Below are 15,973 nucleotides of genomic sequence, written 5' to 3' on the forward strand. Positions count from 1 at the left end.
AAGCCCAGACACGCCATCAAAGGAATTCCTCACTCCTTTCCGGTTCGAAATATCGGCAACCTCTGTAATGGCTCTGGTTTCTGTTATTTGTTATTTTGTCCCAATCCATGAGTGTGGCGACCAACTTCAAACCAAAACCAAACCGTTCTCGCGTATGGATTATTCCCATCACTGGCCTGGTCATCTTTGCTCTTTTGCTAGGCTGGCACGCTTTTAAGCGGAACCTTACCGAGCAGGAATTCGCCGCCCAGATCGCCGCCATCCGTGCCCAAGGCTATCCCACCTCCGCCGCTGATCTGGATGCCTGGTATCCCGAACCACCCGTCGCGGATAACGCCGCCCTTGTTTACGGTACCGCTTTCAACCAGATCACCGGCGTTCCGCCTTCCACCCCATGGTTCGATACCCAGTCCAGCAGCAACATCCTCTCTCGCACCAACCCCATTCCCCCTGCCGCCCGCTCAGAACTCGCCAGCTTGGTCGCCTCCAACCAAGCCCCCCTTAAACTGCTCCACGATGGCGCGCGTCTCCCCTCCTCACGCTACCCCATAAACCTCAGCGGCGGCTTCAATGCCACTTTCAGTCATCTCAATGGATTAAAAAATGCCACCCGCGTGTTGACGTATGAAAGCCTGGACCACGCATTGAATGCCCGCCTGGCCGCTTCCATTGATTCCCTCATCGTCTCCTTGCGCGTCGGCCATTCCTTGTCGAATGAACCCGTCATCATCTCCTCCTTGCTTCAATGTGCCGCCTATACCCAGACCGCCACTTCCTTGGAGAATATTTTGTCCCGCGCCAGCTTTGATCCTTCCACTGTCAAACCCCTGCTGGACGAAATCCTCCGTGCCGAACACTCCCTCCATCCCCAGCGCGCCTTCGCCGGCGAGCGCGCCATCGGTCTCGACGCCTTTGGGAACAGCGTCCAGATATTTGGAGCCAATATGAACTCCCCAGCCGCCTCTTCCAGCCCCTCCTTCGGCACCAAATTGACCGCCAGCGCCTATGATGCGCTCCTTAAAGAATCCGACCGCCGCACCTACCTGGAGGTCATGGAGGAATATATTTCCGCCTGCACCAACGAAGTCACCCGGCTGAATCCCGCCTTGAAAGAAGCCTCTGCCTCATTCAATCAAAAACTCGCCAACACATATCCCCTGCGCATGCTCCTCACGCGCATGATGCTCCCTTCACTGGAAAAGGCTGGAGAACGTCACGTGACGACCATCGCCCAACTTCGCCTTGCCCGCCTCGCATTGATCCTCCAATCCGGGCCACATCCCGAATCCCTGTCCGCTCTCAACGAAATCCCCCTGGACCCTTTCGATGGCAAACCCCTCCGCTACCGCCGCACCGAAACCGGCTTCATGATCTGGAGCATCGGCCCTGATGGCATCGACCAAGGCGGCAAACCCAGACAGAAAAACTCCGGCGACGCCTACGATCTCGTCTTCACCGTGGAAAAATCACCCTGACTTTGCTAACTCTGAAGTATGGAGACCACCAGTGCATCCACCAATTCCTGGTTTCGCCGCCACCGCTTCGCCGTCCTCGGTTGGGGCGGCATCATTCTGTTCACGCTGTTACTCGTCAGTTACACCCAATTCCAGAACTGGCGATCACGCCAGAAAATGGCGGCCCAGCTCGCTGCCATCCGTGCCCAAGGGCTCCCTGCTTCTACCGCAGAGTTGAATGCTTGGTATGTCGAACCTCCCGTCAATCAAAACGCCGCTACCATCTATTTGAGCGCCTTTCCCCTGATGGTCGGCATTCCGCCCACCGGCCCATGGTTCGATAGCTATTCCAAAAGCAATATCTTAAGCCGCACGAACCCTATTCCCGCTCTAGCCCGCGCTGAACTGGCCAGGGTGATCTCTTCCAATCAGAACGCCCTTAAACTGCTTTACGAGGGCAGCCAGCTTTCCACCGCGCGCTATCCAGTCAATTTGACTGCCGGTTATAACACCCTGTTGCCCCACGCTACCCAGCTCCGAGACGCTGTGCGTCTCCTTTGTTTGGAATCACTCCATCACACTGTGGAAAACCATCCACAAGCCGCCATTGATTCGCTCATCGTTTCCTTGAAGGCAGCTTCTTCTCTGTCCGATGAGCCGACGCTCATTTCGCACCTCGTTCAGATTGCTGGATATTTCACCACCTGCACAGCCTTGGAAAACATCCTGAACCGCACTGCCCTTCCTCCATCCCTCTTGAAGCCTTTGCTGATGGAGCTGGAGACTGCTGAAAACGCTCTCAACCTGCCTCGCGCCATGACGGGTGAACGCGCCATGGCCTTGGAAATCTTTAACAATTCGCAACGAATCGCTAAGGCTTCATTCGAGCAATCGCTCATCTCTTCTTTTTATGAAATCACCGGTTTGAATGAGCAGGACTTCGCCCTGCATACAGTGTTGATGGAGCAATCCATCGCCGCCAGCGGAAAGCCCGCTGAACAGATAACCGCCGCCTTCGCAGAAGTGGATAAAGCCCTGCGCATACAGGTTGCCGATGCGAAATTGCGACTGAGGATCACCCGCATCACCATTCCAGCTCTTCTCAAGGCAGGTGAAAGAAATGTGACGGCACGCGCGTATCTTCGCCTCGCCCGCGCGGCCCTGCTGCTGCATATCTACCAATCGGAACACGCCGGTGATCTCCCCGAAAACCTCACCTCCATCCCCGGCATTCCTCTCGATCCGTTTGATGCCAGCCCGCTTCGTTACCGGAAAACCGCCACAGGCTTTGACCTCTGGAGCATCGGTCCTGACGGCCTCGATAATGACGGGAAACCTCGTAAAAAAGGCAGCTACAAGGATGATTATGACATCCTCTTCACCGTAGAAAAAGCACCCTCACCTTGACCGTTGAGCAGCATGGAACCATCCACCCAAACAACCGGCTCCTGGCTCCGCCGCCATCGCCTCGCCGTCTTCGGCTGGGGCGGCATCCTTCTCTTCATCTTGCTACTCTTGGCGTTCAGCCTGTTCCAACGCCACCGCACTCAAGGTAAAATCAACACCAAGCTGGCCGCCATCCGCACCCAAAACCTGCCCACTAACCTGGCTGAACTGGATACTTTTTACACCCACATCCCCGATGCGGATAACGGAACCGTCTTGCTGCTACAATATCGGAATCACTACGTAGAATGGGACGAAATCTATGCTCCTTGGATTGGCGATCTGTCCTCCAACAGTGTCATGTACGTGACGAACCCCATCACGCCTGCGGCTCGTGCAATTTTGCAAGGCATCATAGTCAGCAATCAAACTGCATTGCGCCTCATCTACGATGCTGTCGCCAAACCAAAATGGCGCTATCCGGTGGACCTGAACCAAGGAGCCACCAATCTGTTACCCGACTTGATTGAGCCGAAGAAAATCACCAAGTTGCTTCGCGTAGAGTCTTTGCATCATCTCGCTGAAGGCCGGCATTCTGCAGCATTGAAATCTATCGGTGTTTCCTTCCAGGTTTCCGACTCCTTGGCTGGCGAACCAACGCTTATCTCTTTCTTGGTGCGTAATGCCTGCCTCAGCGTTTCAGAGAGCAGTCTTGAAATGCTCCTTCAACGGGATGGATTTCCATCACCTGATCTCGCCAGCCTGCAACAGATGATTGCCGATTCAGAAAGCAAAACCGATCTCCTGCGGATACTTCATGGCGAACGCACCTTTATCATTGGTTCATGGCATGAACCCGCTGGCCAGCAACTTTTCACTTCCTCCACCCCCTTCGATACTTGGCCACCTCCTCTGCAAAAATTCGGATGGGCCGTTTACGAAAGTGGCGGCGCTAAATCAGCCGACTTGCTGAACTTCCTGTACATCTGCGAAGAACTGGAGGCCATCCTTAAATTGGATCCAATGACTGCCTTACAACAAACCCGGACACTTGAAGATCGTTTCATACCATTAGGCAAGCCAAGCATGGATATGATCGCCACCGCCTACCTTACCCCCATCATGTTAAGCATGGTTGAGAAACATGCCGGATTGATCACCCGCCTGCGCATCACCCAAACTGCCCTCGCCATCGAACGTTTCCGCATGGAAAACAAGAGCCTGCCAAAAAAACTTGGCGAACTGACTCCTCAATATCTGAAAGCACCCCTTCTTGATCCCTTTACCCAATCTCCCCTGCTCTATCGCATCACCAAAAAAGGCTTTCGCGTCTACAGCACTGGCGAAAACGCCCAAGACGACGGTGGGTTCACTCGCTCAGAAAAAGAAACTCCAGAGAATGACGACATCGTCTTCACCGTGGAAAGGACCTCAGCCCGCTGAATCTTAAACAGCGTCGCCTTATCTGCGCTGATCTGCGTCTATCTGCGGTTGAAAATTCAGCCAACTCAATTCAGCAAAATCCCCCGCCGGATATACGTCGGCACATCCAGATCCTCACCCTTATGGATCGTCGGCTCGCTCTTCTCAAAACGTCCCTTAGACACCACTTCCAGCGGCAATTGTTGCTGGAACGCGCTCGCATTCTTCCGGCGCCGCCCGCCCTTCGCCTGCAAAAGCTCCTGTGTCTTCTCGGCAGAAAACTCCGGTGCCGGAGCCACGAAGCGTTGCGTATGCTGCAACGATTCCGCACGACGCAGGAAATGCGTCTGCATCTCCGGCGCATCCGCCGCCACACTGCGCGGTATCTCGATCTTGTCCGGCGAAGCAGGTGCATCCACCTGGAAACGCGACGCCACCAGCGTCACGCTCAAGCGCTCGTCATAATGTGAATCGATCGCCGCACCTAGGATCAGATGCGCGCCTTCAGCATGGCGGTTCACTTGCTCCATGATGCGGTTCACTTCCGCCATCGAAAGATCAGAACCGCCCATGATGCTCACCAGCACGGATTGCGCACCCGTCAGCATCTCGCCGCCTTCCAGTAGCGGACTCGCCAAGATCTTCTCCACGATCTCCTTCGCCCGTTGAGGACCAGTCGCCTCTGCCGTGGCAAAAAAACTCTCCGCATGACGTCCCTTCAAGGCTGAGCGCAAGTCCGCAAAATCGATATTGATCAACCCCGTCTGCGTCACGAGCCGCCAGATGCCGCGCACACCGTCCGCGATCAATTCATTCGTGAACTCGAACGTGTTCACCAAACTCGTGTTCTCATCGATCAACTGAAACACCTTCTGGTTCGGCAGACAAATGACACCATCCGCCTCAGCCTTTAAATGTTCCAAGCCCAGCAAAGCCTGCTTGCGACGGCGACTGCCTTCGCAATCGAACGGCAACGTCACCACCGCCAGCACCAAAGCGCCCGCTTCCCGTGCGATGCGTGCCAATACCGGACTCGCCCCCGTACCCGTGCCACCACCCAGACCAGCCACGATGAACACCAAATCCGCTCCCGTGCACATCGCCTTGAGCTGTTCCTCATCCGCTTCCGCCGCCGCTTGTCCCATTGCCGGATCACCTCCCGCTCCCAATCCACGCATGTCTGCTGCACCCAGCGAATGCTTGTCCGGCACCGGGCAAGCCACCAGTGCTTGCGAATCGGTGTTCAGCACCGTGAGTTTCGCGTCACCAGGCGGATTCACCAGCAACCGCGTCAACGCATTGCCGCCAGCACCACCCACGCCAAAGACACGGATCGTCAGCGCCTTGTTTCCGCTTATATCTGAGAAGTTCATACGGATATCAGTTATGGGTTAGCCGCGCCGTCCCGGCATCAACGAGCCAAAGGTTTCTTTGATTCCAGAGAACAGACTGCCCTTGCCCGTCTTGTTCTTCTGCTGCAACGAACCGAATTTCACCAACCCAATAGTCGTCGCGAATTCCGCCTGCTTCAGCGCATCGCTCAAACCGCTGATTGAGCAAGCCTGCCCCAGCATCACCGGCATCTGGAACACCCGCTCCGCCAAGTCTTGGATGCCCGGAATGCGTGCCCCACCACCACAGATGATCACGCCCGCGCGCAGATACTCATGCAACCCTTGCCGCGCTAAATCTTGGTCTATGAGCTGCAACGTCTCCTCGATGCGCAACGACATGATGCGACGCAGATGATCGCAATTCACCGTGCGCGCCGGCAGACCGACCTCATTGCTCAACGCGATGGATTTGCCGCGCAACGCATCTTCCATGATCGCCCCACCATGCTCAATTTTGAGTTGCTCCGCACGACCGAGCGGCAATTTCAGACCATACGCCAGATCATTCGAGATATGGTCACCACCCACCGCCAGCACCCCCGTATGCTTCACCACGCCGTTGTTGTAGACCACGTATTCCGTAGTGCCAGCACCCATGTCGATGACCAGTGCGCCTAATTCCTTCTGCGTGTTGTTCAACACTGCCAACGATGAAGCCAATCCGCCAAACACCACCTCTTCTACCTCGAGCTGCAATCCTTTCACCGTGCGAATCGAGTTCTTGATGCGGTTCAGATTGCCATGAATCACATGTACATCGATCTCCACGCGCGCACCGAGCATACCTACCGGATTCTGGACACCGCTCTGCCCATCCACCGTGAAATGCTGGCGGATGGCATGCACCACATAATTCTCTGCGGGCAGATTAACCGCCTTCGCATTACGCACCACATCCTGCACATCATCCTCATTGATCTCACGATCCGCCGAAACGACCGGATGCACACCATGATTGTTGAAGCCGCGGATATGGCTGCCCGTCACGCCCAGATACACGCTGCGGATCTCCACATCAGCCATCTGCTCTGCTTCCACGATGGCATTGCGGATATCCTCCTCGGTGACGGTCGCGTCCGTGATCTCACCCTTGCGCACACCGCGAGACTTCGATTGGCCGATGCCGATGACGCTCAGCGCGCCGTTCTCGTTCAACTCGCCGACGGCAGCACACACCTTGGAGGTGCCGATCTCGAGGCCGACTATGATGTTGGCGGAATCAAACATTCTTTTTGCGGGTTCGGGTGGTTTTGGGCTTGGGCGCGGGGATGGGCGCATCCGAGCGTTGCGCGTAAAGCATGGGGACGTTGTTCGTCACCGAAAGGTCCAGCACTCCCAACCGCTGGCCGACACGTTGCGCGTAATCAAACGCCATGCGCCAGCGCTGGAACTGCCCTTCAAAATCTTTCAATCGGAACACCACTTCATTCCCCTGCAAAGTGGAGACCTTCAGCACCTCCGGCTCCGAGACATCTACCTGTTTCAAATCTACTAAGCCAAACATCGGCGAATTCTCAAACGCCACCACCAGCTTCAACGCATCCTGGATCTGCGGCACTTCCAGCAGCTTGCCCGGACGCAATTCACTCGCTGGAACACCCGTGATTGTCGGGAACCATTCGCCTGCTGGAGTCGGTTCCGAACGCAGATTATTGCCCACCGGCAGCATCACAAAACCATTCGCATCCAGATGATAGATAAACGGCTCATAACGGTTGCTGTTCACCGGACGGCGCAACGTATAGACCTGCGCCACTGGCACACGCTCCGTAACACGGATGCGCAAGCTGGAGGGTAACACGCGCTCCACCGACACATGCTGGATCATCGGCGCAAGTTCCAGATAGTCCTTCACTTGCTTAAGATCGAGCGCGAGCAGATTGGCGTTCGTCTTGATTTGCGACCACGCCCGGATCACATCCGGTGAAAGCACACCATCCGTCTTCACATCCACCGTCTTGATGGCGAAAGCATCATTCTCATACACCAGGCGGTCCATGCACCACTCGCCGCCACGCCAGATCGCCAGGCCACCGATGATCAGCGTCAGGCACACCGCGATCACGCCGCTCGCCAGCTTCAGGCGCTCTTTACGCACCTGTTCAGAGCGCAGCTTCACCTCCAGCACGTTATCGCGCTTCAGCCGCCGGTTCTTAGTTTGTTTGCCAAAAAACATCATTGTCGTTCCTCAATTCCTCACCAGTGCCAGATCGACCATACGCTGGCACAACTCCGCATAGCTCAACCCAATCGCCGCCGCCGCCTTGGGCAGCAAACTCGTTTCCGTCATGCCGGGTAGTGTGTTGACTTCCAGCACGATTGGTTCCCCATTCTCCCGCACCATCACATCCACACGGGAATAATCACGCCCGCCGATGGAATTGAACGCCCCCAGCGCCGCCGCTTGGATGGCCTTCGTTGTCTTTTCATCGAACGGGGCCGGGCACAGATACTCTGTGCGACCCGCCGTGTACTTGTTCGTGTAATCGTAAGCCCCCTGCTTCGGCCGCACTTCCACCACCGGCAAAACCTGTCCGCCAAGAATGCCCACCGTCGTCTCGCGACCCATGATGCGCTCTTCCGCGAGCACCTCCGTGTCATGCTCCAACGCCGCTTTCAACGCCGTCGGCCACTGCTCTTTCGTATCCACGAATTGCAAACCCACGCTTGATCCCTGCCGCACCGGCTTGATCACCAGCGGCGGTTGCAAATGCGCAGGCATCAGTTCACCGGCTGATTGGAACACCGCAAAAGCTGCCGTCGGCACGCCCTTCTCCACGCACCGCTTCTTCGTCAGCACCTTGTCAAAAGCCAGCTTGCTCGCTTCCACACCGCAACCCGTGTAAGGCATTCCGAGCTTCTCCAATTCCGCCTGCACCGTGCCGTCCTCACCGTAAGTCCCGTGCAACGCGAGGAACACCACCTGAGTGCCTTCGGCCAATTTCCAGCCCGGTGCTTTCGGGTCCAACTCATCCACTTTGTGCCCCAGACTGCGCAATGCCTGCGCCACCGCCGCGCCTGTGCGCAACGACACTTCACGCTCGGCGGAAGGTCCGCCCAACATCACCGTGATATGCAACTTCCCGCTCATTTCAAATTAATCTTCCCCGATGATCTGCACTTCCGTGCGCATCTCGATACCGCGCGCCTGCCGCACCTTTTGTTTGATGACTTCGATCAACGCCAACACGTCCTTCGCCGTCGCTGAACCATCGTTCACAATAAAATTTCCATGCTCGGCAGACACCACCGCGCCACCCACCCGCGTGCCCTTCAAGCCCAGTTCATCCACCAGCTTGCCCGCCGGGATCACCGCCGGATTCTTGAAGATGCAACCCGCACTCGGTTTGGCCGGTTGCGATGCCCAACGCTTCTGGCTGTAGGCCTGCATCCGCCCGTCGATTGCCGTCGGTTCATCCGCTTTCCCGCACAAGACCACGCCAAGAGCGATATTGTCATCGAACAACGCGCAATGCCGGTATTCCACCGGCACCTCGCTTGCCGGACGCTCATGAATGTTGCCCGCGCGATCCATGAACCGCACCGACTCCACCACCGCGAACATCTCGGACTGCATTGCTCCCGCATTCATCCGCAAACCGCCGCCGATATTACCCGGAATGCCTTCCATGAATTCCATGCCTGCGATGCCGCGACGCTTCGCTTCCTGCGCCACATTCTTCAAGCGTGCACCCGCACCGCACGTCAGACGCAATCCCTCGATCGCAATTCGACTAAAATGTTCATGCGCCAAAGAAATCACCACGCCCCGGATGCCGCCGTCCCGGATTAACAGATTCGAGCCGCGACCCAGCATGAAATACGGCACCTTGCGCGCCTGGCAAAACCGCACGATCTCCGCCAACTCCGCTTCATTGCGCGGCTCGATGAACAAGTCCGCCTTGCCACCCACGCGCAAAGTCGTGCGCTTGGCCAAAGGTTCATCACGACGGCACAGCGTTTCCGGTGACAGCTTCGTCACCAATTCATCCAACGCGCTGGACTCAAATCCGCTCATGCCCGTCTTCAATTCTACCGCAAATTCATGCGCCGCCTTCGTGATGTCTCCCGCACCTAAAAATAGAACCAAGTCACCCGGGCGAAGTACAGCTTTAATCTGCTTTTTCAGGTCACCCAGTGTTGGCGCGAATTCCACCACCTGCCCCGTCTGCCGTACAGTATCCGCCAACAACTCGCCGCTCACACCGGGAATCGGCGGCTCGCTCGCCGCGTAAATCTCATTGATCCACAGGCAATCCGCCCGCTTGAACGCCGTCGCAAACTTGCCCAGCAGATGTTGCGTGCGCGTGTAGCGATGCGGCTGGAACGCCACCAGCAACCGTCCCTTCGCCAATCCCTTCAACGCCCGCAATGTCGTCTCAATCTCTTCCGGGTGATGCCCGTAATCATCGAATACCCGCACCGCCTCATCCCGATAAAGCTCCTGCTGCCGCCGTGCCGCGCCCTTGAACGGAACCAACGCCTTCGCGATGTCTTCCATCGGATGCCCCAGCGTATGCAGCAATGCCGCCGCACCCGCCGCATTGGACACATTCTTCTCGCCAACGAGCGACAGATTGAACTCGCCCAACCGCTCTTCCCCGCGCCACAGCTCGAAAGCGTTACTGTAAGTCCCAGTCGGCTTGCGTTGCTCGATGCGATACGTCGCCAGCGGATTGAATCCGAACGAAACGCTGTTCGGACGTTGAGCGAACATCGACACCAGCCGCGGATCATCCGCGCAATAAGCCACGAAACCACGCGTCTGCCCAGCGAACCGGTTGAACTCCTCGCAGATCGCATCCAAGTTCGCGAAGTAATCCAAATGTTCCTCATCCACATTCAGGATGATCGCGTGCTCCGGATGAAACTCACGCAATGTGCCATCGCTCTCATCCGCCTCGATGACGAAATGCGGAGTGCTTTCCCGATCTTCCACCGCAAACCCACTCCGCGCACCATTGGCCGAACTCACCGCCAAGCCGTTCAACGAAAACATCGCGTGCCGTCCCAGTTGCGGCACCAAGGCACCGACTGCGTAACTCGGTTGCGCGTTCAATTGCTTGAGCGCGAAAGACAGCAACGATGCCGTCGTCGTCTTCCCATGCATTCCCGCCACACAAATCCCGCGCTGCTGATGCAACAATGCTGCCAGTAAAACCGCCCGACGTACAATCGGAATCTCCAAACGCTCCGCAGCGACCAATTCAGGATTATCCAGACGAACAGCCGATGTATAAACCGCCAGCACCGGACGATGCTCTTCTACGATCCGTCCGGCGTGTCCCTCGTAGATGCGCGCACCCCGACCACGCAGTTGCCGCACTTCTTCGCCATCCGCCAGATCGGAACCGGAGACGCCGAAGCCGAGGTCCAGCAGGAGATGCCCGAGCCCGCTCATGCCGCACCCGCCTGCGCCCACGAGATGGACCGTCGCGCCCGCTGGTGCCGCCGCCAGCAATGCCGCCACTTCACTGGTTGTCAAACGCTTCACGCCTCTGCCTTATCACTGACGCCCCGTCAGTATCCGTCGGTTTAATTCAACGTCCTGCCACTGCATCCGCTGCTGCCGTCGCCCCAACGCCAGCACCGTTACTGAGCGCGCCACCACGCCTCAGCCGTATCGATTGCAAAATTGTTTCCGCCATGGTCGCCGCTGCCTGCGGTGTGTGCCATTTGGCCAACGCAAACCCGATCGCTTCACGCGTCGTGCGGTTCCCGATCAGTTCCAGCAACACCAGCTTCAACGCCTCAGGATTGCCGTCCTTCTGCTCCATCAACCGCGCCGCATTGCTGTCCACGAACGCCCGCGCATTATGATACTGATGGTTGTCCGCCGCTTGCGGGAACGGCACCAGCACTGATGGCAACCGCATCGCCGCGATCTCAGCCAGCGAAGAAGCCCCGGCCCGGCTGATCGCCACCGAGGCCGCGCCCATCGCCATCTCCATCTCGCGGAAGAAAGGATACACCATCGCCTTCACCCTCTGCCCCGCATACGCCGCCTTCACCCGTTCAAAATCTTCCGTGCCCGTCAGGTGCAGGTATTGCAGGTCTGGCGACATCAGCGCCAAGTTCGGCAACGTCCGCATCACCAACTCATTCACTCCGCGTGCGCCCTGGCTGCCACCCATGATGAGCAGCAACGGTTTCTGCGAATTGAAACCCAACGCCGTCTTGCAACCCGCCGGGTCCAAAGGCTCGAACTGGTTCCGCACCGGCATCCCCACGCTCGTCACCTTGGGTGATTTCAAGTGCGCTTCCGTCTGCGGAAACCATGTGAACGATTGGTCTACTTTCGGAGCCAACCACCGATTCGCCCGACCGGGAATCGTGTTTGAATCGTGCAAGAACGTCTTCGCCTTAAAACCCTTGCCCGCCAGAATCGGAGCCACGCTCGTGAACCCGCCCATCGCCAGCACTGCATGCGGTGTCTGCTTGCGGAACCGCGCCATGCACAACTGCCGCGATTGCCAGAATTTCCAAAAGAACTGAAAACATTTCCCTCGTTGCAGACCGATGGCCGGGAGCGTGACGATTTCCATCCCTCGCACCGCTTTCACCGCTTGCTGATCAACGTCCTTCGGCGACACCATCAACGTCACCTGACAACGACGCATCAACAGTTCCTCGGCCACTGCGAGACCGGGAAAGAGGTGTCCCCCCGTGCCGCCACAGGCGATCACGATGGAGGGCGTTGGTGTTTTGGCGTCCATCAGGTAGTTTGAGGCGTGCCCAGCGCCTCGTTCGGCAAATCGCTCGTACCTTTGATTTCCGCTTCCACCGGCGAAGGAGCTTGTCGCGCGACACTCAACAACAAGCCCACCGCCGTCAGCATCACCAGCAAATTGGAGCCGCCGTAACTGATGAACGGCAGAGAAATCCCCTTGTTTGGCAAGGCGCTTGTGACCACCCCGATGTTGATGAACGCCTGCAACCCGATCAAAAACGTGATACCCGTCGCCAGCAACCGGCCAAACGTATCCTTGGCCTTGCTCGCGATATAAACACCACAAGCCACGATGCCCACAAACCCGATCACCACACCGATCGTAGCGATTAATCCCAATTCTTCACCGATGATTGAGAGGATGAAATCTGTATGATGCTCTGGTACAAAGCCGAGCTTCTGCCGCCCATTGCCCAAGCCCAATCCACTCCAACCACCTGAGCCCAAGGCGATCATCGCCTGCCAGGCCTGATAACCCACGCCCTCTTTGTTCTCTTCCAGGTAGAGCCAACTGAAGACGCGCTTCATGCGCATCGGATCATGCCAGATGGAAAATCCGAGAGCGACAATGCCGACCACCACTGGCGGAACAAAGAAACGCATGCGCACACCCGCCACCAGCAACAGCACACAGGTGATCGCCGAAAGCAAAATGGCCGTGCCGCGATCCGGTTCGATGAAGATCAAACCGATGAGAACTGCAGCAAAAGCACCAGGAATGACCAAACCCTGTTTGAACCCCGGCATCTGCCGTTGAAAGCGCTCTCCATACCACGCGAGCATGAAGATGAGCGCGATCTTGGCGAACTCCGAAGGTTGCAGGCGCGCGACGCCGAGATCAAACCAGCGTCGCGCACCATTGATTTTCAGGCCGATGCCCGGGATGAGCACCAGCACCAGCATCACGGCTGCCAGAGCATAGAACCACCACACATACTTCTTCAGCTTTTGATAGTCTTGCGACGCTACAAAGACACACCCGATCAGGCCTGCCACACACCAGATCAATTGCATCACCAGATAGCGCGCACCTACCTGCACCGTGCTGGAGGAGTACAGCATCACCATCCCCAGCGAGAGCAAGGCGCCCACGCAGAAGATTAATATGGTGATGGCAGTTCTCATAGAGTGTGCGATCAGTTCGTGGCGGGAGGCAACGGGGTGATGGGGGATACCACTGGCACCGAGGCCGGAGCGGAGATCACAGGCTCTGGCGAGGGAGACGCAGCCAACTTGGAGACGACCTTGAGTTTCTGGCCCACATTGATGCGATCGGTCTTCAAACCATTGGAGGATTTGATGGCTTTGGCTGTTGTGCCGTATTTTTTGGCAATGCCGTAAAGCGTGTCACCTGACTTTACCTCATGTGTCACCGTAGTCGTTGAACCACCATTGGAGGACACCGCGACTGGTGCCGCCCCACCGGAAACCGTAGCGGGTGCCGGAGTCGAAGCAGAAACTGGCACATTGATTTTTTGGCCGATCTTTAGCTTGGCGGGATCCACGTTCGGATTCGCGTCTATGATCTTCTTCGTCGTCGTGTTGTTCTTTTTCGCGATCGTGTAGAAATTGTCACCTTTGGCGATCGTATATTGCTGCAAAGAAGGTGCCGGGTCCAAGGTGGTTGGCGGCACAGGAGCAATCACATCGGGAGTCATAACGACGCCCGGCGTCGGAGCGCTCGGCGAAACAGCCATTGGCGATGCAGGAGTAGCAGGCGTGGAAACAGCCGGCGCTCCCGGTTGAGCGAAAGGATCAACCGCAGGGGCAGGAGTGCTGCCGATCGGAGCATCCGTAGTGTTGGACGGGGCCAAGGCCGCCGGGTCCGTGTGGAACGGATCCGTAGGAGCAGTGGGTTGATCCGCCGTGATTTCGGGCTTCGGCTCGTCCTTCTTGCAGCCGCCTTGCATCAAGACGCCGACCAAGAGGACGACATGCACGGCGACGATGCTGAAAACGGCGACACGGACCTTGGACTTGGCCGTGCCAGACTGTTGTTGCAGGGAACCCTGCGGGACTAATGGGTTTGGGCTTGCTGACATAAGAGTTGGGCAGTTTTCGTTTTTTGGTGTTCGGGCTGGCAACCGGCGCGTTTTATTTCGATTTTCCTGCGCCAGGTGCCAAATTGTTTAAAGTAAAGGTCTATCAGTTCAGTTTATTCTTTTTCGCCGCTACCACTAATTGGGCGGCATTCTGTCCCACTACCAGCCATTGTGCGCTCAACATGCTCGACCGCTTGTCGAAACACGTCACCCCGGTGCTGATAGTTTTGAAACATGTCAAAGCTCGAGCAGGCCGGTGAAAGCAGAACAATGTCGCCAGAAGCTGCTTGTTTGGCAGCTTCAACAACCGCTTCTAACAGTGAATTTGTGAGCGTGCAAGGAGTAAACAGGCTCCACGAGGCACGAAGTTTTTCACGCGTCTCGCCGATCAAAAAAGCGTGCTTTACGCGCTTCGATAATTGAGGTCCGACGGAGTGATACTCGAACCCTTTATCGCGTCCTCCGGCGATCAGGAAAACGTTCTTATCGCTCGTCTTTCCGCCCGGCATCGTCTGGAGTGCTTTGTCCACCGCGTCGGGGTTTGTCGCCTTGGAATCGTTCACGTAACGCACTCCGTTGATTGCCGCCACCACCTCACATCGGTGCGGCGCAGGCACATAGCTCTTGAGTGACTTCAGGACCTCTTCCAACGGCAGCCGTAACACCCGGCTCACTGCCAACGTCGCCATCAGGTTTTCTGCATTGTGCGGTCCCATGAGGCGGCACTCTTCCATGTTCAGCAGCGGTCCGTTCCAGTTAGGCAACCGGCTGATGATCAGGCCACGGTCTAGGTAAATATCCGCATTTTCGTCCGCAGCGCTGAAGGTGATGACCTTCGACGGGATCTTCACACCGATCGCCTTCAGCTGCGCCAATGCTTCACTTTGCACGATGGCCCAATCGAACACCTGCTGGTTCTCGAAAATCTTCGCCTTGGCCCGCGCATAATCTTCCATCCCGGAGTAACGGTCCAAATGATCTGGCGTGATGTTCATCAACACCGCGATGCTCGGACGGAAATATTGAATGGCCTCCAACTGGAATGAGCTGACTTCCAAGGTCACCAGATCCAGCTCCTTCGTCTGCTCCACCACTGCCGTCAATGGCGTGCCGATATTGCCCGCTGCTACCGTGCGTTTCTGGCAATGCGTCAAAACGCGCTCGACCAGTTCCGTCGTCGTCGTCTTACCATTCGTGCCCGTGATGGAAATATTCAGACACTTGGAGTGTTGGTAACCCAACTCCATCTCGCTGATGACGTGCAAACCGCTTTCGCGCACTTGCTTAACTAAAGGCAACGTCGGCGGCACTCCCGGGCTCAGCACACCCAGATCAAATTGTCCCGTTGGCGCAGTCTGCGCACGCAACTGCACTTCCACGCCGATCGCGCGCAACTGGTCCGCCTGTTTCTCCAGGCTCTCCGAGGATGAGCTGTCCACCGCCGTGACCCGCGCGCCCGCCTTCTGCAGGAAATGCGCTGCCGCCAGCCCGCTCTTGCCCAGGCCGATCACCAAAACTGACTTGTCTGCCAGATCGTTCATCTGC

At 57.0% G+C, this 15,973-nt stretch carries 12 protein-coding genes; 3 read left to right on the plus strand and 9 right to left on the minus strand.

Annotated features, from left to right (window positions below; translation table 11 throughout):
- Positions 1–107: 107 nt before the first annotated feature.
- From VGH19_17600 to VGH19_17610, 3 genes are read left to right on the plus strand one after another with little or no spacing between them, the layout of a single operon-like run.
- Positions 108–1,475, plus strand: a complete 1,368-nt coding sequence (locus VGH19_17600) for a hypothetical protein (protein ID HEY1173188.1) — start codon at positions 108–110, stop codon at positions 1,473–1,475.
- Between the two features lie 18 nt (positions 1,476–1,493).
- Positions 1,494–2,861 (plus strand): hypothetical protein, encoded by a 1,368-nt coding sequence (locus VGH19_17605; GenBank protein HEY1173189.1) that lies wholly within the window; start codon positions 1,494–1,496, stop codon positions 2,859–2,861.
- Between the two features lie 12 nt (positions 2,862–2,873).
- A complete protein-coding gene (locus tag VGH19_17610) occupies positions 2,874–4,283 on the plus strand; it encodes a hypothetical protein (GenBank protein ID HEY1173190.1) in 1,410 nt (469 codons plus the stop codon).
- A gap of 65 nt (positions 4,284–4,348) precedes the next feature.
- Here the strand turns inward: VGH19_17610 and ftsZ are convergent, their stop codons facing one another.
- From ftsZ to murD, 9 genes are all read right to left on the minus strand, one after another.
- Entirely contained in the window at positions 4,349–5,635 is a 1,287-nt protein-coding gene (ftsZ, locus tag VGH19_17615) for a cell division protein FtsZ (GenBank protein HEY1173191.1), read from the minus strand.
- Between the two features lie 18 nt (positions 5,636–5,653).
- A complete protein-coding gene (gene ftsA, locus VGH19_17620; protein HEY1173192.1) occupies positions 5,654–6,883 on the minus strand; it encodes a cell division protein FtsA in 1,230 nt (409 codons plus the stop codon).
- Positions 6,876–7,835, minus strand: a complete 960-nt coding sequence (locus VGH19_17625; protein ID HEY1173193.1) for an FtsQ-type POTRA domain-containing protein — start codon at positions 7,833–7,835, stop codon at positions 6,876–6,878. The genes ftsA and VGH19_17625 overlap by 8 nt, the downstream gene beginning before the upstream one ends.
- 9 nt (positions 7,836–7,844) lie before the next feature.
- Positions 7,845–8,747 (minus strand): D-alanine--D-alanine ligase, encoded by a 903-nt coding sequence (locus tag VGH19_17630; GenBank protein ID HEY1173194.1) that lies wholly within the window; start codon positions 8,745–8,747, stop codon positions 7,845–7,847.
- Positions 8,748–8,753: 6 nt separating this feature from the next.
- Positions 8,754–11,150, minus strand: a complete 2,397-nt coding sequence (gene murB, locus VGH19_17635) for a UDP-N-acetylmuramate dehydrogenase (protein ID HEY1173195.1) — start codon at positions 11,148–11,150, stop codon at positions 8,754–8,756.
- A 46-nt stretch (positions 11,151–11,196) separates the two neighbouring features.
- The gene (locus VGH19_17640) at positions 11,197–12,372 is read right to left on the minus strand and encodes a UDP-N-acetylglucosamine--N-acetylmuramyl-(pentapeptide) pyrophosphoryl-undecaprenol N-acetylglucosamine transferase (protein HEY1173196.1); all 1,176 of its coding nucleotides are present in this window, start codon (positions 12,370–12,372) and stop codon (positions 11,197–11,199) included.
- Positions 12,372–13,511 carry a putative lipid II flippase FtsW gene (gene ftsW, locus VGH19_17645; protein HEY1173197.1) on the minus strand — a complete coding sequence of 380 codons (1,140 nt, stop codon included), beginning with the start codon at positions 13,509–13,511 and terminating at the stop codon, positions 12,372–12,374. Before ftsW ends, VGH19_17640 begins: the two co-directional genes overlap by 1 nt.
- Positions 13,512–13,522: 11 nt before the next feature.
- Positions 13,523–14,428: a LysM peptidoglycan-binding domain-containing protein gene (locus tag VGH19_17650; protein HEY1173198.1), complete on the minus strand. Its 906-nt coding sequence runs from the start codon at positions 14,426–14,428 to the stop codon at positions 13,523–13,525.
- Positions 14,429–14,541: 113 nt separating this feature from the next.
- Positions 14,542–15,969: a UDP-N-acetylmuramoyl-L-alanine--D-glutamate ligase gene (murD, locus tag VGH19_17655; GenBank protein HEY1173199.1), complete on the minus strand. Its 1,428-nt coding sequence runs from the start codon at positions 15,967–15,969 to the stop codon at positions 14,542–14,544.
- Positions 15,970–15,973: the final 4 nt, after the last annotated feature.

The sequence above is a fragment of the Verrucomicrobiia bacterium genome (assembly GCA_036405135.1).
Lineage (GTDB): Bacteria > Verrucomicrobiota > Verrucomicrobiia > Limisphaerales > JAEYXS01 > JAEYXS01.